Consider the following 19,474-nt stretch of genomic DNA (forward strand, 5'->3'; position numbering starts at 1 on the left):
TCTCACTTTTGCCTTGAGCAGATAAGAGTTTAACCTGTAAATAGGTACGAAATTGTCCCAACATAACAGCAATCAACTTAATCTCATCTTCACCCTGAAGCCGTAAATCATGAACCAATTCACGAACACTCTGAATCTGGCCTCGCAACAGAAGTTGCGTCATATCAAAAATATTATCTTGCAAACTTTTAGGAATGGCATCAGCAATATCTTGCGATAAGATATTTCCTTCCGTTTTATACCCCTTTAGAAAAGCTAAGTTTTTTGAACATCTGAAAAGTCAAAATTTGACTTAATCAAAAGTTCCTCAAAGACTCCTGTGTCAAATGTAAGCCCCTCTTGATGCGCCTGCTTTTGAAAATAGGTTCTAAGTTCTGCATCTTTTAAAGGACTGGCTTCAAGCACCATGGCATCACGTTTGAGAAGTTTGACTAAACGACGCTTTCCATCTAGCTTTCCTGCAGACATCAAGACAAGACGTGTTGTTTCAACAGGAGACTCAAGATAATTTTCAAGGCGCTTCAACTCTTTCTCATCCAGATACGATTTTTTAGCAGTAGTCATATCCGCGAAATGATCAAAAATGACCACCTTTTCATCTGCAAAAAAAGGCATACTTTCTAAATCCAGTTCAGCCTCCTGATAGGTCGTCTCAGACATATCAAAATAGGAATAGGTCAAGTCACTGGGATCAAAACCGATTTGTTTTAAAAATGTTTCTTTAGCTTGACTATACTGCCCCAAATCTTCACCAGCTAAGACTGTTAACGTTGGTAGGGATTCTTTAGACAGCTTTTCAATGGTTTCCATAGCAATCATGGTTTTATTATAACAGAAATTTTGCCATAACAAAAAGCCCACCACAATAGTGATGAGCAATAGTTTGTCTGTTTGATTAACCTGAGTTACGAAGTCCTGTTGCAATACCATTAATAGAAATATGGATAAGACTAATTTCGTCATCAGTCAAATCATTGTTACGAAGACGTTTAATCAGTTCAATTTGGATGTAGTTCAAAACGTTGAAGTATGGCAAGCGGAAGTCTAGACTTGCTTTAAGTGATGGGCTTTCATCAAGGAAACCATCATGTTTTTCAATAGCAAGAATAACATTCTTAGTCAATTGCCATTCATCCAAGATAATATCGAAGACACTACGGACTTCTTCATCTTTCGCCAATTGTGCATAGTGGAAGGCAATATTCATATCTGATTTTGAAAGTACCATGTCAACATTCGACAAGAGTGAACGGAAGAATGGCCATGTTTCAAACATATGTTGAAGTTTTTCAAGGTTACCTTCTTCAGCTTGAATATAATGATTGAAGGCTGAACCAACCCCATACCAACCTGGGAACATGATACGGTTTTGTGACCATGAGAATACCCAAGGGATGGCACGAAGACCAGAAATTTCAGTGATAGTCTTACGAGCAGCTGGACGAGAACCAATATTCAAACTTGACACTTCTTTGATAGGACTAGCTTCAAAGAAGTAATCGTAGAAATGTTCATTTCCAAAGACAAGGTCACGATAAATAACATTTGAATCGTGAACAATTCCGTCCATAACCTCACGGAAATCAACCAATTCTTCTGGATCGGCAATTTGACGTGTCACCATACGGTCAAGAGCAGCTGAAACAAGCATTTCAAGATTGTAATAAGCAGCATCCTTGTTACCATATTTATTACCGATAACCTCACCTTGTTCAGTCAAGCGGATACGGTCTTTGATTGTACCAAATGGTTGAGAAGTAATGGCATCATATGATGGGCCACCACCACGACCAACAGTACCACCACGACCATGGAAGAAGGTAATCTTAATACCACGCTCTTCCCCAATCTTAGTCAATTCATTTTGAGCCTTGTAGAGGGTCCAACCAGATGACAAGTAACCACCATCTTTGTTAGAGTCTGAGTAACCCAACATGATTTCTTGGTAATTGTTACTATTTTTAATCCAACGTTTAACAATATCATAACCAAGATATTGTTTCATAATATCGTTAGAATTTTCCAAGTCTTCGATAGTTTCAAAGAGAGGAACGATTTGGACACGTGCACGTTCTGTATCAACCAAACCAACTTCTTTAAGCAAGATAGCCAATTCAAACATATCAGATACACTTTCAGTATGAGAAATGATATGTTGTTTGATCACATCTTCACCAATATGGTCTTTCAAAAGACGAGCTGTGCGGAAGATAGACAATTCTTTTTCAAGGATTTCAGACTTAGGCACATTAGTTGATGACAAAGTACGAGGATCTTCTTGCAATTCCTTAAGAAGAACGGCAACTTTTTCAACCTCAGTCAACTCACTATAGTTATCAACAATGTTTGCTGACTTAAGCAACTCAGCAACACAAGTTTCATGAACACTTGAGTCTTGACGCATATCAATTGTAGCCAGATAGAAACCAAAGACTTCCACTGCTTGAAGAAGCTCTTCGAAATCACCTGAAATCAAGACAGCATCGTCATTTTCAAGAAGTGAATTTTTAATTGCCAAAAGGTCATCATGAAAAGCTTCAGCTGTTTCATAAAATTCAGTCGTTTGTTGAGAGACAGCTTGAAGACTTTGGCTGAGACGTTGTTGCACGTAATCAGCTACAACTTCACCAGTTGAGACTGAACCGAAGCTAACCTTTTCAGAAAGACGTTTAGAAACTCTTTCCTTGTTAAAGTTACCTTCTTTGAAGAAAAGAAGCGTTTGAATCAATTTAGATTGAATGTAACTGAAAGCACGACGATAAGGTTCATTTTCACGATAAACTGATGTATCTGGAGAATGTTTCGCCATTTCTGCTACTGTTTCTGAAACTTCAGTCAAACGTGATGAGAGTGAGAATGAACGGTAAAGGTTATCAACTTTTTCAATATAGTAATTGAGGATAACTTCACTTTGAACCGTTGCAGAAAGTTTGAGGGTTTCTGCTGTTACAAATGGGTTCCCGTCACGGTCACCACCAATCCACATACCCATTGTAATAGGTGTTGGATTATCAAGTTCGATTCCTTTTTCAACAGCTAAACGTTTGAATTCGTGCGATAGGTTTGTAATCGCCTTAATCAATGAGGAGTTGTAATACTCCATAACGTTAGTGATTTCGTTTTTAACCTTAAGTTTCTTTTCACGAATGATATCAGTTTGCATCATGATTTCCACATAACGACGCAAATCCGCATACCATTTGTCCTTGTTAATAAGACCAGCCTTCACATCACGATGCTTACGGAGAAGTTCGTGAATATGGTTAGTCAATTCAAGCATTGTTTTACGTTGAACCTGAGTTGGGTGAGCTGTCAATACTGGTACGACATTAACATGTTCAAGAATGTCACGCGCATTGTCACTTTCAGCGACAACATCAAAAGTCTCAGACAACTTACCAAGGTAGGTTTCGTCAATATTATTTTTGTGGTTAACTTCATAAGCCAAGTCAACGTCCTCAGAGATGTTAATCAAAAGAGGCAACAAAGAGAAATAGCGTGATGCCACGACCATATCGTCATTTGTCATTTTTGAAATGGCTTGTGTAAGGGCCACATAGTCACCTTCATCATAAAGTTCAACCAAATGTCGGATAGTTGTGAGGCCTTGCTCTCCAGCCATGCCTCTTGTTGCATCATCCAACAATTCTTTCAAGATACCAACTTCTTCAGAGATGATTTCCTGGTTGTTACTGCTTTCCAATTTGTTAAAAGCCAAACCGTATTCTCCTTACTTTATGTAGTACCCTTTTATCATATCACTTTTAAAACAAAAGTAAACTATTTTTCTGTAAATCGTCAGTTCTTTGGGAATCTTCGGACTTTTTTGAAAAACATCTTGCTCCTATTTCCGAACTTTATTAAAAAAGACTCTGAAACAGAGCCCAGAATCTTAATTATATTTCTCTTGGTAGAATTTGATTTCATCACCGTTTTCAACTTTAAGTTGATTAGCGGCTTTCTCACCTAACTTGCCATTGACATCAAACATCCAATAGATGCCCTTGTCTTTATCTTGAGAAATACCGTCAATCTCAGTAATAAAACCATCATTTTCTTGGACTGGATAAACTTCTTCCAAGACATCAAGAACAGTGTCACCTTTTTGGATATTTACTGCTTTCTTCTTACTTTCTTTTTCTGTTTTCAAAATCAAGGTTACCTTGCCTTGACTCTGAGACTGCTGGCTACTTGTTCTTGTGAGCTTAGCTGCTTCGCTTTTACCACATGCAACTAAGGTGACAAGAGAAAGGGCAAGAACAATATATGACAATATTTTTTTCATTTTACAAACCTCCTAAAAAAGACTGGATAAATGGATAGAATACCAGTGTTGATACTGCATGGTAAGTGTCATAAAGTAAGCCTGAGATAACGAAGGTCAAGCCACTCTTGAACAGAAGACCATAACCATAATCCATTAAAACACCATAGAGAAAGGACAAGATGGTTACCAAAACAATCTGCCAAACTAATGATAACCGAGGGGCAATCAAACTCCAAAGAGCCATCAACACTCCAAAAGTCAAAATCTGATTAAAAACCCAAGGGCCAAAGCCATATAGAAAGCCTGAGATAGCCATGGTTAGAGCCATAATGAGTAGGCCATCCACCAAACCTAAATAGAGCACAGCGACAAAAAACATAGCTGTTATAGGCTGAATATTGGGAAGTCCTATAAAAGCTGACCGTAATCCAATGGCCAGTGCTGTTAGAATGGCAATACGTGTCATTCGTTGAATTGTAAATTCCATACCTCTATTATGCCAGAAATATGGAAAGATGACTAGTTTTCGAAAATAAAAATTAAATGATTTCTTGAAAAAAGAATGAGACAGTACAAATTGTGGAAAATACTGTTCTTTTTTACCTTCTCAAAAGTATCAAACAGTCTGACCGATTAGAATAGTTGATATAAAAATGTACTCTCATTCACTACCCTAAGATGATTAAATTAACACGGTTTAGTTAATCATACTTAATTTATTATATTCACTTGACTTAATTTTTATTTTAAGATATATTAATTAACAGGAGGCAACTAATGATTCAAATTGAAAATATTAATGTGTCTTACCAACAGACATTAGCTCTAGATAATATCACCTTAAACCTAGACGGACCAAGTATCACTGGGATTATTGGACCTAATGGTGCTGGCAAATCAACCCTAATTAAAGCACTTATTGGTATTATCCCTCACTCTGGGCAATTCCTATTCAATAAACAGCCTATTCGTCAGCAATTGAATCATCTTTCCTATGTTGCACAAAAGGCGGAAATTGATTTTAACTTTCCAATTACTGTCAGAGAGTGCGTCTCTCTAGGCCTCTATTCTAAAACCAAGTTCTTTAAACGCCTATCTAAAAGAGATTGGTCTAAGGTCACAAAAGCTTTAGCTCTACTCGGTTTAAATGATCTGGCTCATCGCCAGATAAGCCAATTATCAGGTGGCCAATTTCAACGTGTTCTGATCGCTCGTTGTCTTCTACAAGAGGCAGATATCCTCCTATTGGATGAGCCCTTTGTAGGGATTGACTCCGTTAGCGAAGATATTATCATGAACACCTTAAGAGAACTTAGGGACAAAGGTAAGCTTATTCTTATTGTCCACCATGATTTGAGCAAAGTTCCTCATTATTTTGACCAAGTTATCCTCCTAAATCGTAAACTGATTGCTAGTGGGCCTACTAATCTTGTTTTTAATGAGGATAATCTCCGTAAAACCTACGGTAACAGTTTATTTTATAAAGGAGATGTAAATGATTTCTGAATTTATTGATGGTTTGCTAAATTTCCACTTCTTACAAAATGCTCTTATAACGGCTTTAGTTATTGGAATTGTCGGAGGTGCTGTTGGTTGTTTTATTATTCTAAGAGGGATGTCACTTATGGGTGATGCAATTTCACATGCAGTTCTACCTGGGGTAGCCATTTCCTTTATCTTGGGTATTAACTTTTTCATAGGAGCTATCATCTTTGGACTTTTAGCTTCTACAATGATTACCTATATCAAAAGCAATTCCATTATTAAGAGTGACACGGCAATTGGGATTACCTTTTCGAGCTTTCTAGCTCTCGGTATTATTCTCATCGGTGTTGCTAATAGTTCCACAGATCTCTTTCATATTCTCTTCGGGAATATTCTAGCTGTACAAGACATGGATATGTGGATAACGATTATCGTTTCACTTCTCGTACTAGCAACTATTACAATCTTCTTTCGCCCTCTACTCCTAACATCCTTTGATCCAATTTTGGCCAAGTCTATGGGAGTTAAGGTCACCTTCTACCACTACTTACTTATGGTTATTCTAACTTTGGTTTCTGTAACTGCCATGCAGAGTGTTGGCACTATTCTTATTGTGGCACTTTTAATTACACCGGCTGCCACTGCCTACCTTTATGTTCATAGCCTAAAAACAATGATTCTTCTCTCATCAGGATTGGGGGCTCTGGCATCTGTTCTAGGTCTTTTTATCGGCTATAGTTTTAATATTGCAGCTGGTTCGAGCATTGTATTAACGTCTGCTCTACTCTTTCTCATCAGCTTTTTCATCGCCCCAAAACAAAGTGGCATGAATAAGACTTATCAACAATAAAATAACAGGATGGAAATATTATGAAAAAAATACTATCAACAATGGCACTATTACTTTTAGCGGTAGTTGCTTTAGCAGCATGTAGCAATAAACAAGGCAGTAGCAATGATAAATTACGAGTCGTTACAACTAATTCCATTATTGCCGATATCACCAAAAACATTGCTGGAGATAAAATCACTCTCCACAGTATTGTCCCGGTTGGTAAGGACCCTCACGAATACGAACCTCTTCCTGATGATGTAAAGAAAACATCACAAGCTGACTTGATTTTTTATAACGGTATCAATTTAGAAACTGGTGGAAATGCTTGGTTTACTAAGTTAGTCAAGAATGCTCATAAGACAGAAAATAAAGATTATTTTGCAGTTAGTGATGGTGTTAAGGTAATTTACCTTGAAGGTCAATCAGAAAAAGGTAAGGAAGATCCCCACGCTTGGCTTAATCTGGAAAATGGGATTATTTATGCTCAAAATATTGCCAAGCAACTGATTGCTAAGGACCCTAAAAACAAGACCTACTACGAAAAGAATCTAAAATCCTATACTGACAAACTTAGTAAACTGGACCAAGAAGCTAAAGAGACCTTTAACAACATTCCCGATGAAAAAAACTGATTGTCACTAGTGAAGGATGTTTCAAATACTTCTCTAAAGCCTATGGAGTACCATCTGCCTACATCTGGGAAATCAATACTGAAGAAGAAGGCACACCGGACCAGATCAAAACACTTGTGGAAAAACTCCGTCAAACCAAGGTACCAGCTCTCTTTGTCGAATCTAGTGTCGATGACCGCCCTATGAAAACAGTCGCTAAGGATACCAATATTCCTATTTATGCAAAGATCTTTACAGATTCTATTGCCAAAAAAGGGCAAAAGGGCGATAGCTACTACAACATGATGAAATATAATCTGGATAAAATCGCCCAGGGCTTGAATCAGTAAAAATCTTGTCTGAGATATGTTCTGTATTCTTCTGAAAAATCTGTTATACTAAGGTGAGACTATTTTCAAAGGAAAAGACATGACACCTAATAAAGAAGACTACCTCAAATGTATCTATGAGATTGGTACTGAAGAAGGTAAAATCACTAATAAGGAAATCGCGAACCGCATGGAGGTGTCTCCACCTGCTGTGACGGAAATGATTAAAAAATTGATTTCAGAAGACCTCATCATCAAAGATAAAGACAAGGGCTATCTCCTAACGGAAACAGGTACAATCAACGTTGCTGAACTCTATCGGAAACATCGCCTTATCGAAGTCTTTTTGGCGGACCACTTGCAATATTCTTGCGATCAAATTCATCAAGAGGCTGAAATTTTAGAGCATACTGTCTCTGATCACTTCATCAATGCTCTTGACCGTCTACTCAATTATCCTCAAACCTGTCCACATGGCGGGCAAATTCCCAAATCAGGTCAACTCATAGAAGAATTTTATAACCAAACTTTTACACAAGGCCTTGCTCCTGGAGACTATGTCCTTCGTCGAGTTCAAGATCAAATTGATCTAATCCATTATTTGAAGACTGTCGGTCTTAAAATTGGAACACCTTTTACCTTGGAAGGCTTTGACCCTTTCACACAACTCTACCGACTACATATTGATGGAAAGGACATCCAAATCCCAGAAGCCATTGCTAGTAACCTTTATATCGAATCAATCTAAAAAGAGAGGTTGATAAACACCCTTAGAAGTGTCATCAGTCTCTCTTTTTACATATGTCTTAAGCGTTCCACCCGTTCTGAAATTGGTGGGTGAGTGTAAAAGAGCTTCTGCAAACCAGATTCCTTTTTAGGATCATTGATATAGAGCGCAGCACTGGCATCATCTACGTGATGTTGCATAGGAGCACTATTATCAAGTTTGAGCAGAGCGTTAATCATACCTTGTGGGTTACGTGTCAATTCGACGCTAGAAGCATCAGCTAAAAATTCACGCTGGCGTGAAATGGCCAGTTGAACCAAGGTGGCTGCCAAAGGTGCCAAGATAATAGAGATTAAGGAAACAATGAGAAGAATAATCTCCAAACCACTGCCTCCATCACGATCATCATCACTCCTACGGCGACCGCCACCCCAGAACATCATATTGCGTGCCATTCCAGCTAACATGGTAATGGCAGAAGCCAAGGCCACTGCAATGGTAGAAATACGAATGTCATAGTTGCGAATATGGCTTACTTCATGTCCCATAACTCCTTCAAGCTCCTCACGGTTCATAACCGCAAGGAGACCTGTTGTAGCTGCTACTGCAGCATTCTGAGGGCTAGAGCCAGTCGCAAAAGCATTCATTGAAGGATCGTTGACAATAAAGACACGTGGCATGGGAATCTGTGCCACCATTGCCATATCCTCAACCACATGATAAAGATCTGGGGCTGTTTGTTCATCCACTTCTTGTGCACCATTCATGGCCATAACAAGATTGGTTGACTGAAAAATCATGGTCACAGCATAAATGAAACCAATAACCAAGGCAAGAATCAATCCACCATAACCAGAACCTAGCCAAAGATAACCAACAGCATAACCAACAAGACCCAACAAGAGGAAAAAGACCAGAAGTAAAAGCCAAGTCCTTCTCTTATTTCGAGCAATTTGATCAAATAACATATTAGTTACCTAATCCACTGAAATCAACCTTAGGAACAGCTTTTTCTGCTTCCGGTGTTTCAAGGAATTCAGCAGCCTTAAAGCTAAACATTTTAGCAATAACATTGCTCGGGAATGTTTCCAATTTCACATTGTAGTTACTTGTCACACTGTTATAAAGTTGACGTGAGTAGGCAATTTTATTTTCAGTGTTAGTCAATTCTTCTTGAAGCTGACTAAAGTTAGCACTAGCCTTAAGGTCAGGGTAACTTTCAGCTACCGCAAAGATGCCAGAAACCTGACGTGTCAATTCATCACTGGCACGCATAGCTGCTGCAGGGGATGTTGCTGCTGCAACCTGATTACGAAGTTCTGCTACTTTTTCAAGCGTTGAACCTTCATATTTAGCGTAACCTTTAACGGTTTCAATCAAGTTAGGAAGGAGATCATTACGACGTTTCAATTGAACATCAATCTGACTCCAGGCCTCCTTAGTCTGCATACGGCTTTTAACCAAGCCGTTATAACTTGCAATAACAAAGATCACAAGAACAACAATAATGGCGATAATAATCCAAATCATATTTAGTTTCCTTTCTTATAACTTAAAAAGAGTTCAAATGACTATCCTTTTAAGTGTTTTGATAGATTCAGTATATCAAATTTTCAGATAAAAGTGGTGAAATGTGAAATCATTTTACGAAAAAAACTGGACATCTTGTCCAGCTCTTCATCATTCTTTAGTTGTATGTCGTTTACCTTGGGAGATTGCGTCTGCTTCTGACATAGTGACGACATTTGATTTGTTGGTGTTTTTAGGCATACTGTTGATGTCATACCAATAAACATCTGCTGTTCCTTGACGTGCCACATAAACTGTTCTGCTCTCTTCTTGTGTAGGTTGTGCAGGTTCTGGCTCAGAACTTGGTTGCTCAGTCACCTGCGAACTCTCAGAACTAGGCTCAGATGGTACGTCAGTATATGCAGGAACCGTATTTGTTGCAGTCCCATTCGCATAATTGATTTCTGCATTTGGTGATTGGTTATCCAAAACAATATGTGTAATTCCTTGACTGTCAAGAGTCTCCTTATCTCCACCAAGTTTAATTTCCAAGAGATTTCCAGAACTATCAATGCCAACATACTGAAGTTCCACTTGACGGGGTAACAACTCGTCTCCACTATAGATAGCTGTTACCTTATAGTCTAGCCAATAGTTAGGGTGGAGTGCTAGCCAGTTATCCAAACGATTCTCATAATAAAGCATACCTGACTGATTGCCTTCATCGGTTCCTTTATAATTTCCAGAGTTCAACCAGGCAGTCATAGGTACTAAATTCTTGCCTTCATCATTGACACCCAAAACTGATAGCCAATCAAATGCCCTCGATTCATTAGCCAAGATTTTGATTTACCGTCACCATAATAAAACTTATAGTTATGCCATCCTACAGGATCATATTTTATTTTACCGGGACGCTTATTCTTCGGCTCGTCCTTATCTTGTAACTGTATATGAGCACTGTGGGCACGTCCTAGCTGGTCCTTCTCCTCCATGACAAACTGCTTTTGACCATTAAAAGCCAAGATACCATTGTTCTCATCCGCTTGAACCACTTGAGAGCTCACAGCCAACGATTGTTTGCTAGTATCTACTGAAAATCCGAATCCTAAAGTAAATACTGAAAGAAGAAGAGCAAATAAACAAATCCTACTATCTCTTTTTTCTTTCATCATCTTAACTCCTTAATTTTTCTTATTACTTTAATTATACAGGACCAAACCAAGGTGGATGATTAAAAATAAAGAATAATTATATTAGGTGTCTTAGAGATTGCTTAAAAAATAAGAAGCCCCAATTTCTTGGACACTTTCTACTTATTATTTACTAACTTTTTTACCATGCTTAGTAAGGTAAACTGTCGATAAGCTTAATGCTGCACCGATTCCGACAAGGAATAGGACTGTTGCAGTATTCGACTTACCTTGCTCTTTTGAAGTGCTTTCTTGACTACCTGATGCCTTAGCTACCTGTCTAGCTTCAGTTTTTTTATCAATACGTGCGACATTCTCTGGTTTGTCATCCTTCTTGTTTTCCGCCAATTCTGACAAATCGCTGTTAATCTCTTTGATAGCACCTTCAGAGCTTGCAAGTGTTGCCGCTTCTGAGGCTAGTGTTTCAGATGCCATAACCGCCATGACTTTACTTGCAATCACATCCACTGATTTCGCATTCAAGAGAGAATGATAAGGAATGGCTTCTGAAGTCAACTGACTACTTGTTACAGGGGTTTTTAGGTCGTCATTATAAGCCATCTGACTATTTGGCGAAATGCTGACAACTTCAGATGTACTTGCTGTAGTTGGTGCTTCAGAGACTTTAACAGCAATCTGACTTGTTGAGCCCTTTTCAATAACTTCTGAAGAAACCTCACTTATTGGATCCTTCTGTGTACTTTCTGAAGTTGAAGATTTCTCTGGGCTGTCAGAAGTAATTGCTACGTCAACCTGACTAGTAGATGAAGCTACTGAAGTTTCCTCATTCTTTGGTGACTCAGAGGATGGAGCAGTTGAGCTTGCTTCACTCTTTGGTGTTTCTGAAACTGAAGACTCTGAGATCACTTCACTGTTAGAAGCTTCAGAAACTGGAGTGCTTGAACTTTCCTCACTCTTTGGTGTTTCTGAAACTGAAGTCTCGGAAATTACCTCACTGTTAGATACTTCGGAAACTGGAGTGCTTGAACCTGCCTCACTCTTTGGGGTTTCTGAAACTGATGTCTCTGAGATCACTTCACTGTTAGATGCTTCAGAAACTGGAGTGCTTGAACCTGCCTCACTCTTTGGGGTTTCTGAAACTGATGTCTCTGAGATTACCTCACTGTTAGATGCTTCGGAAACTGGAGTGCTTGAGCTTGCTTCACTCTTTGGTGTTTCTGATGCTGAAGTTTCAGAAGCCACTTCACTTGTTGATGATTCAGAAATTGGAGTACTTGAGTTTTCTTCACTCTTAGCTGTTTCTGAAACTGAAGTCTCAGAGACTGGATTATTGACAGGCTTTGGTTCAGGTTTTGTTGGAGAAACTGCTGAGACAGCCCCAACAATCGTCGCCTTATTGTCAATCGTATTATTAGATAAACGGATTTCTCCATTACCATTGTCACCCATCTCAAAGTTTTTGGTAATCACTGGATCAGCCAAGGTATTCAATAGTTTATTATCGTAAACATCGACATTCTTGATTGTTCCACGAACTTGTTGGAAATCAATGGCACCACGATGGAGGTTATAGAGGTCATTAGTTGTCCCTGAACGTAGAATGGTATTGTCATGAATCTTAATTCCAGAATCATTGAGGTCAAAATTGTGGCCTGCAAATACTGTGTTTACACGGATACCTGCTCCAGCAAAGACATCCTTGATGAGGTTTCCTGAAATTTCATGCCCCTTACCACCAAAAATACCGATACCAGCCGCACGCCAGCCTGATTCAATGGTGTTGTTAAGGAATTTATTATTTTCCTCAGCTGCTGCATTTGTCCCATCTGAAATACTTGACCAGATAGCTAAACCATCATCACCATTCCCACGGATATTAGAGTTTTTAACTGTTGAATTCTTGGTCCCTTGAGCAAAGTTAATACCATCAGCTAAGTTATTACGGATACGAGCGTTTTCAACAACAAGACCGTCCGTATACTTCATATTTCCCGTCTGGTCGTAGTCTCCAATCCACATACCGACTTCAAAGTGCTGAACCCAGATGTCGTGAATTTTCGAATCCTTACCAAGTGTTCCCGAAATAGCCTTGTACTGTGCATCTTCGTTATAGCGAGACGTCAAGTTGGAATCCATATAAAGATTGCTCAACTCAATGCCATTACTATTATGACCGAAGACAATACCACCACCATAGCGTTTGTCACTTGTAAAGTGTAGTTGTGTATGCCAAACACCGGCACCTGAGATTTTTAGATTATCAGCTTCGATATTAACCTGTTTATCAAAATTGAAACGTCCTTCTGGAATATAGACAGATTTTCCGCTGGCTTTAGCTTCTTCCACAGCCGCTAGTAGGGCAGCTGTATCGTCACCATCATCATTGGCAGATGCACCCTTATCCACGATACTGATACTATTTTCACCTTGGGCAACAGGCGCTGGAGCCTGTTCTAGCTCAATAAAGTCAATACCGTAAGGGACATTGTCATCCTTCTTTTTAACTAGAGAAATCTTATCACCAGATTTCAATTGAATATCTTTGAGGAGAAGACGTGTCTCATCAAAACGAAAACGTGCACTTGAACCATCAATGGCTTGATCATACTCTTGATCACCTTTAAGGTACTGCCAGGCTGAGTGAGATGACAAATCAAGATTACCAACGCTTGAACCGTTAACCTGCACATCCAACTGACCTGATACACCATCAGGTATTGTATAACGCACATTCAAAGCATTGGCTGGCTCAGTGACATTAAAAGTAACTGCCGCATCCTTTTTAGGAAGCTCAACATAAGTTTGGTTAGTCGCTTCCACAGCCGTAGATTCCATGTCCGTTGACTGCTGGATTGTAGCACCATTTTCAACACTTGCATTTTCTACCTCATGAGTCGTATAAGGCATTTTTGCACCGTAACCATCAGTGCTGTACTCCTTGCCTTGACCTTGGTTCTCACTCGCATTGGTTAAGACATTTGCTGAAGTTTCTTGAGTTTGAGGGTTGCTTGCCTCAACCAATTGATCAATGGTCGGAGTCTGTTCAGTTACTTGAACAGTTGGCTGAACTGGAGCAATGTTGGCAGGCTGTGACGCTTGCACAGTCTCAACTGATGCTGGTTCGGAAGTCGCCAATTGTGCCGTTGAGGCTGTTTGAGGGGTCTGTGCCTGATTTGAAGCATCAGTTAAATCACTAATCGTTTGTGCCTCATCAGCCTGAGCTGCTTGCCCATTGGCAAGAGCCATAAAGCCAATCAAAGCCGAAGCTGCCCCAATGGAATATTTACGGATGCTGTACTTTGGTTTTGTCTTACTATCTTTAAACACTTTTATTCTCCTGATACTTTTTTCATAATCTCTCTATCTGAGAACCAAACCACTGTTGGAAGAGAAAGTAGAGATTCCATCATATTCGATTGTTGATAATGCTGTTGTTTTTCTTCGTTAAAACAAACCAAAGAAAATTATAAGGGATGAAAAAGTAAAAGAAAAGGCTAGGAAAGCCATTTTAACAACGGCTTAACAATATTGTCATATTAGAAAGTTCAGTCATTCACCTATAAATGACAGTCTAAAAATGTCGCACAAAATGATGATTTCTGTCACATGTAAGAAAGGAAAAATTAGCATGTCCAAAAAAGCCTTATTCGGTAAGAATTGTCAAACTAAATTTTGAAAATACCTGAAATCTATTTTCTCAGATTCCTATCAAACGTTTGACAGTCTTTTTAATTTTACACTTCAAAGTATTATTTTCCGAATGTTTTAGTGTTACAAATGTTAAATACCAAAAATAAAAAAAGAGACAAAAACTGCCTCTGACTTTCAAAAAATTGATTAACTCAGCTAAAATTTACGATAACAATGCCTCTAGTTCTTCAAGCGATAAACCTGTCACATCTGACACAACTTCTAGTGATAGACCTTTTGAGAGCATCTTGCGAACCAACTCTAGACGCTCCTCATAACGACCTTGTTCCAAGCCTTGTTTAAGTCCACGCTCTATTCCTTTCTCTATCCCTCGCTCCAAGCCTTCTTCACGCGCTTCATCGATAGCTGTCTCCATAGTCATGTCATAATTTTCTTGAATTCGTATGCGTTCATCAATCATCGCCTTTTCCTCCTGTGTCCAGCTGGATGAATCCAGTAATGAATCAGCATGCGTGACCGCTCGGCTAGGTTCCTTGGAAAATGGAAGATTCCCAAAGAACTCTAGCCACTGCCGCCCTTCATCCTTGATATGCTTATCTTTATTATACTTATCCAACTCTAAAAAGGCAATCTGAAGAAGGTTTTGCCGTTTCCCATCCTTATAGAAAGAATACAAAGGATTGCCCGTCCGACTATTGGCCATCCAATAAATATTAATCGGGGATTCCTCATCAGGCAACAAGGTCTTCTCCAAGATAGCTATACCATAAACAGGCTCCATCTGCTCATACATCTTATGCGTCTGCCCTTGTTGGCGTAATTGTTGCAAATTTTCCACCAGCTGGTTAGCCAAATAATAATGAAAACGATTGAGGAAATAATGCTGCTTACGCACCTGAATCTCAATGATGACCTCGGTTCCATCATTCAACTTTGCTCGAACATCCACTGACGTTGAGAAAAGCTCATCCTCGTCAAAGTCCTTTTTATGAAGCTGTGTCCCCTCCAAAATCTGGGCATCCACAACATCCAAATCCAAGATATCTCGAATAAATGCCACCGTCACCTCAGGCAGACTGAAAATCTTCTTAGCCATGATATCCAAGGTCGGTGAGACATGCTTGTGTCTTTTTTCCATATACCTCTCCTTAAGAAAAATAGAGGGTTGGCCCCTCTACTTCTACTATTCGGAAAAAGCTTTGGAATATGTAGGTTATCTTATTTTATCGCATTTTTTAATGCTTGTTGAAGTTCTTCATCTACAGCATAAATATATAAGCCATTCACACCTCGAGTAAGCAATACATTCAATTCATTTCGTAACAAGATTTCACCGTAGTTCACCAATTCGCCCGAATCCAACTTCCTGTTTTGAACAGCACTTTTATTTTACTTTCAGAAATATCAAATACGATTTTGCCGTTTCTATATTTAACAGATGGACCAATGATGACTCCCACATAATTTAGGTCAAATCCCTGAACGGTAAACGTTGATCCTACTTCATGAATCGTTTGAGGCTGTTCTATCCAGGATAAATGCTTCGAGTCTTTTTCTTTTGCAAGTTGTCTGTTCCATGGACAAGACCAGTCCCCGATACGAACACACCAATATTCCGAATCCGTAGGTTTCGACATACTACTATATTCCCAATCGTAGGTTGCTGTCAAGCGTGAAATTCCTAAGTTCCGATCGCCATCCTTTTTTATGATAGCTTTTTGAAGCTCCTCAGGAGAGTCAAAAACTCTAATATCATAATCATTATCAATTGGAACCTTATTCACAACTCCAACATCAACAAGATTTCTTATCCACTCTACTGTTTCCTTTGTCGCATGGATCCGCATTTGATTATGTAGTGTAATGAGATTTCCTTTTAAATTTGCCTCGTGTTCTAATTTCAAGAAAGAATCATCTGTCCATATTTGAGATTTGTTCATAATCTGATTCTCATCATAAACAAGTACGACTACTTTTGATTTCGCAAGTAAATCATTTAAATGATTCCCTCCTAGATAAGCTTGATTTTTTGCAGTCAATAATAAATGGCCTTCATCAACCACTACAATTCCAGCATCGCTATTTTCTTTTTTCAGAGCATTCAAAAATTGAGTCGGTTTCATCACAACACTAATATTCGATCCACTCTTCCATTCCAATTTTTTCTCAATTTCTTGGTAAACACTGAGTTGATCATCATGATTCACAACCAAATTGATATCATTGTTTTCACGAATCATCTGTATGTCTTCTGAATTCAATAAATCATCAACGAGAGAACTCATCAAAACTGTTTTTCCTGCACCAGCATCACCCTTTACTAAAATTAAAACTCCTGTTTCATTTCTACTGATAACAGAGGTTATTTTTAGCAAAATTTCATTTTTAGCCTTTACTTGTTCATCAGTTAACTTGTGAAATGGAGAAGATTTAAATATCGCTGAATTTCGAATAAAACTTTCTGCTGGGAATAAATAATGGTTTTTCCTATTTAGGCTTCTCCATATCTTTGAAAAAATCTCGTCCAATTCCTCAGAAGTATAGTATTGATTTTGAGGATTTCCTCTTCTATTTTGAACACGTTCAACCTGTTCAACACTTGAAAGATAGAGCATTAATCTATTCTCAATATCCAATGTTAAAGATTTATTAAAATGGTTATGTCCAATGACAAACATTTTAGATGTTTTGGATTGTTCAAATTGTCGCCAATCTTCTCGATCCTTTTTTATATCATCTGATAAATGCTGATTTGTTCTTCTAATGATATCTGTTGTCTCTCCGACGTAGACACTATACTTATTTTTATTCTCATCGTTTACGATATATACAGTTGGATAATCAAAAATAAGCTTAGAATTTTTTGGTGCGATAGTTTCTTTTAATTGATCAAATGTTCGACTGGAATAGTCGATTTCTAATACTACGGGTGATTGAATTTTACTCATTTTTTCTCCAAGTCCGTATATTTTTTGTTATTTCCTTTGCTTAATTCTACAGGATATTTTTTGCATTTATTTCAATTTTTTCTTTTATAATTTCTTCTACATCCAGATTCAAGTTGTCCGCAAGCATAAATGAATACATAAAAACATCCGCAAGCTCTTCTCTAATTTCTTGTAGTGACTTTTCAACTACTTCTTCTGATTTTTTCCATTGAAACAACTCTAGGAGTTCACTTGCTTCCAATGATATAGAGATAGCTAAATCCTTTTCATTATGAAACTTTCTCCAATCACGTTCATCTCTAAATTGATTGATTCTATTCATTAATTCCTTCATTTTGTTACCTCAACATTGTCGTAATCCCTTACATTATAGCATTTTCACAGGTTCTTTCATAGTTTTGGGAAAATTCAAACAAAAAAACACGGGATGTCCGTGTTAATCGTTTTAGAATAGTAAATCATAATTGTTATGAAGATACATTATCTTCCCTAAACTTACTTTACATGTGAATCAAGTGGGACTACTGCTAATGTCTTACCTAGACTCGCCAGTATTTTAAGAACCGTATCTAACTGAGGTGCCGTTTTCCCCGTCTCCATACGTGCGATAACAGGTTGTTTGACACCACTCAATTCTTCAAGTTTCTTTTGGGAGATACCTTGTTTTTTACGAGCATCAATAATCTCAAGCATCAGTGCGACACGGAGTTCACTCGCCGCAATTTCCTCTTTAGTGAAAATAGTTTTCTGTAAATCATCCCAACTACTTCCAATAGCTGGATTCTTTTCTAGGGTCATCTTACAATCCTCGCTTTCTAAAATCATCTAAAGCTTTTTGAGCCTTCATCAGCTCACACCTTGGAGTCTTTTGTGTCTTTTTCACAAAATGATGAAGCAAAATAAAACCGTCATCTAGCCATGCTGCAAATAAAATTCTATCTCTTAAGGACCTTAGTTCCCAAATATCTCCTTCTAAATGTTTAATGAATGGCTCACCAATCATGGTCCCTCTATTTTTTAACATAGTCAGGTAGTCTTGAATTTTATGCAATTTGATTCGAGAATCTTTACTTGAATTCATGGCTAATGTTTCAATCTACTCTCTTACAGGTTCATGTCCATTTCTATCTTTATAAAAATGAATAGGGTACATATCAATCTCTCTTTCTTTATTATAACTCATAAGTACTTATTTGTAAATACTTATAAGTTATTATTTTTAAATATCTCTATTCAAATTTATTATTCGTAAAAGGTTAAGAAAGATGATAAAAAGCCACCTATAGTGGCTCAGAATGTATATTATTTATGATCTAGACATGGCAAGAATACGAGGAAGCGACCAAATTTTGTAGCCCTTTCCATCTGTGAAATGGCTTATCGGAAACCTTTTACTCCCCCCCTATGAATCGTAAACCCTGTGGCTTGTTGGTTAGCCATGATGGTCATGTCTGAAATTTGAACACGCCGTGGTTGCTTGGTGACATAGAGGACTGTCTCCGCAATATCTTGGGCTTGGAGGGCTTCCAAACCTTGATAGACCTTGGCTGCCTTGTCCTTATCACCGTGAAAGCGAACTTGAGAAAAGTCTGTCTCAACGATACCGGGCTGAATGGTTGTCACCTTGATATCAGTAGCAATGGTATCGATACGAAGCCCGTCACTAAAAGTTTTCACTGCAGCTTTGGTTGCTGAGTAAACGGCAGCACCTGCGTAGGCATAGATGCCCGCCGTAGAGCCCATATTGATGATATGGCCCTCATTGGCAGCAACCATGCTTGGTAAAATCTGACGTGTCACCATCATCAAGCCCTTGACATTGGTGTCGAGCATGGTCAGCAGGTCCCACTCTTCATAGTCTTGGTAGGCTGTTAGGCCTAGTGCTAGACCTGCATTATTGACCAAGACATGGACTTGACCCACACTTTTGAGAATGGCTTGGCAAACATCTTTGACCA

At 38.4% G+C, this 19,474-nt stretch carries 13 protein-coding genes and 5 pseudogenes; 4 read left to right on the top strand and 14 right to left on the bottom strand.

The genetic code is table 11. The features are described 5' to 3' along the window. From holA to HSISS2_RS04750, 4 genes and pseudogenes are all read right to left on the bottom strand, one after another. A pseudogene (gene holA / locus HSISS2_RS04735) lies at window positions 1-819 on the bottom strand (DNA polymerase III subunit delta); the annotation flags it as partial. A 76-nt stretch (window positions 820-895) separates the two neighbouring features. Continuing rightward, the gene (ppc, locus tag HSISS2_RS04740) at window positions 896-3,718 is read right to left on the bottom strand and encodes a phosphoenolpyruvate carboxylase (protein ID WP_021145644.1); all 2,823 of its coding nucleotides are present in this window, start codon (window positions 3,716-3,718) and stop codon (window positions 896-898) included. A 174-nt stretch (window positions 3,719-3,892) separates the two neighbouring features. Beyond that, entirely contained in the window at window positions 3,893-4,285 is a 393-nt protein-coding gene (locus tag HSISS2_RS04745; protein ID WP_008534264.1) for a DUF4430 domain-containing protein, read from the bottom strand. Between the two features lies 1 nt (window position 4,286). Next, entirely contained in the window at window positions 4,287-4,754 is a 468-nt protein-coding gene (locus HSISS2_RS04750) for a substrate-specific component CbrT of cobalamin ECF transporter (protein ID WP_021145645.1), read from the bottom strand. A gap of 290 nt (window positions 4,755-5,044) precedes the next feature. Between HSISS2_RS04750 and HSISS2_RS04755 the strand changes: the two genes are divergently transcribed. The 4 genes and pseudogenes from HSISS2_RS04755 to HSISS2_RS04770 all read left to right on the top strand — a co-directional run bounded on the left by HSISS2_RS04755 (window position 5,045) and on the right by HSISS2_RS04770 (window position 8,275). After that, complete coding sequence (locus tag HSISS2_RS04755) at window positions 5,045-5,773, top strand: metal ABC transporter ATP-binding protein (RefSeq protein ID WP_021145646.1); 729 nt, start codon at window positions 5,045-5,047, stop codon at window positions 5,771-5,773. After that, window positions 5,763-6,602, top strand: a complete 840-nt coding sequence (locus tag HSISS2_RS04760; protein WP_021145647.1) for a metal ABC transporter permease — start codon at window positions 5,763-5,765, stop codon at window positions 6,600-6,602. The genes HSISS2_RS04755 and HSISS2_RS04760 overlap by 11 nt, the downstream gene beginning before the upstream one ends. Before the next feature lie 20 nt (window positions 6,603-6,622). Further along, window positions 6,623-7,548, top strand: a pseudogene (locus HSISS2_RS04765) (metal ABC transporter substrate-binding protein). A gap of 79 nt (window positions 7,549-7,627) precedes the next feature. Continuing rightward, a complete protein-coding gene (locus HSISS2_RS04770) occupies window positions 7,628-8,275 on the top strand; it encodes a metal-dependent transcriptional regulator (RefSeq protein ID WP_008534256.1) in 648 nt (215 codons plus the stop codon). Window positions 8,276-8,322: 47 nt separating this feature from the next. Here HSISS2_RS04770 and htpX read toward each other — a convergent pair whose 3' ends face one another. From htpX to HSISS2_RS04820, 10 genes and pseudogenes are all read right to left on the bottom strand, one after another. Further along, on the bottom strand, window positions 8,323-9,222 hold the full coding sequence (gene htpX / locus HSISS2_RS04775; protein WP_002887671.1) for a zinc metalloprotease HtpX: 900 nt from the start codon (window positions 9,220-9,222) through the stop codon (window positions 8,323-8,325). A 1-nt stretch (window position 9,223) separates the two neighbouring features. Beyond that, window positions 9,224-9,784 carry a LemA family protein gene (locus HSISS2_RS04780; RefSeq protein WP_008534254.1) on the bottom strand — a complete coding sequence of 187 codons (561 nt, stop codon included), beginning with the start codon at window positions 9,782-9,784 and terminating at the stop codon, window positions 9,224-9,226. 150 nt (window positions 9,785-9,934) lie between these two features. Next, window positions 9,935-10,938 (bottom strand): annotated as a pseudogene (locus HSISS2_RS04785) (DNA/RNA non-specific endonuclease). A gap of 144 nt (window positions 10,939-11,082) precedes the next feature. Further along, window positions 11,083-14,244 carry a YSIRK-type signal peptide-containing protein gene (locus tag HSISS2_RS04790; protein ID WP_021145652.1) on the bottom strand — a complete coding sequence of 1,054 codons (3,162 nt, stop codon included), beginning with the start codon at window positions 14,242-14,244 and terminating at the stop codon, window positions 11,083-11,085. Between the two features lie 526 nt (window positions 14,245-14,770). Next, window positions 14,771-15,706 (bottom strand): Rpn family recombination-promoting nuclease/putative transposase, encoded by a 936-nt coding sequence (locus tag HSISS2_RS04795; RefSeq protein WP_021145654.1) that lies wholly within the window; start codon window positions 15,704-15,706, stop codon window positions 14,771-14,773. Between the two features lie 80 nt (window positions 15,707-15,786). Beyond that, a pseudogene (locus tag HSISS2_RS04800) lies at window positions 15,787-17,516 on the bottom strand (DUF2075 domain-containing protein). Next, window positions 17,513-17,850, bottom strand: a pseudogene (locus HSISS2_RS04805) (nucleotide pyrophosphohydrolase). Before HSISS2_RS04805 ends, HSISS2_RS04800 begins: the two co-directional pseudogenes overlap by 4 nt. A 161-nt stretch (window positions 17,851-18,011) precedes the next feature. Further along, window positions 18,012-18,314 carry a helix-turn-helix domain-containing protein gene (locus HSISS2_RS04810; RefSeq protein ID WP_002887679.1) on the bottom strand — a complete coding sequence of 101 codons (303 nt, stop codon included), beginning with the start codon at window positions 18,312-18,314 and terminating at the stop codon, window positions 18,012-18,014. A 1-nt stretch (window position 18,315) separates the two neighbouring features. Then, a complete protein-coding gene (locus tag HSISS2_RS04815; protein ID WP_240472068.1) occupies window positions 18,316-18,612 on the bottom strand; it encodes a type II toxin-antitoxin system RelE/ParE family toxin in 297 nt (98 codons plus the stop codon). A gap of 281 nt (window positions 18,613-18,893) precedes the next feature. Further along, window positions 18,894-19,474, bottom strand: a 581-nt coding sequence (locus tag HSISS2_RS04820; protein ID WP_042767009.1) for an SDR family NAD(P)-dependent oxidoreductase, incomplete at its 5' end; no start/stop codon positions are given.

Origin of the sequence: Streptococcus sp. HSISS2, assembly GCF_000448665.1 — a bacterium.
Taxonomy (GTDB): Bacteria; Bacillota; Bacilli; order Lactobacillales; family Streptococcaceae; genus Streptococcus; species Streptococcus raffinosi.

Excerpts from the sequence above, each read along its gene's own strand:
- HSISS2_RS04780 (WP_008534254.1), bottom strand. The coding sequence starts at position 9,784 with ATGATTTGGATTATTATCGCCATTATTGTTGTTCTTGTGATCTTTGTT.
- HSISS2_RS04810 (WP_002887679.1), bottom strand. The coding sequence starts at position 18,314 with ATGACCCTAGAAAAGAATCCAGCTATTGGAAGTAGTTGGGATGATTTA.
- HSISS2_RS04745 (WP_008534264.1), bottom strand. The coding sequence starts at position 4,285 with ATGAAAAAAATATTGTCATATATTGTTCTTGCCCTTTCTCTTGTCACC.
- HSISS2_RS04770 (WP_008534256.1), top strand. The coding sequence starts at position 7,628 with ATGACACCTAATAAAGAAGACTACCTCAAATGTATCTATGAGATTGGT.
- HSISS2_RS04795 (WP_021145654.1), bottom strand. The coding sequence starts at position 15,706 with ATGGAAAAAAGACACAAGCATGTCTCACCGACCTTGGATATCATGGCT.
- HSISS2_RS04750 (WP_021145645.1), bottom strand. The coding sequence starts at position 4,754 with ATGGAATTTACAATTCAACGAATGACACGTATTGCCATTCTAACAGCA.
- HSISS2_RS04760 (WP_021145647.1), top strand. The coding sequence starts at position 5,763 with ATGATTTCTGAATTTATTGATGGTTTGCTAAATTTCCACTTCTTACAA.
- htpX (WP_002887671.1), bottom strand. The coding sequence starts at position 9,222 with ATGTTATTTGATCAAATTGCTCGAAATAAGAGAAGGACTTGGCTTTTA.
- HSISS2_RS04755 (WP_021145646.1), top strand. The coding sequence starts at position 5,045 with ATGATTCAAATTGAAAATATTAATGTGTCTTACCAACAGACATTAGCT.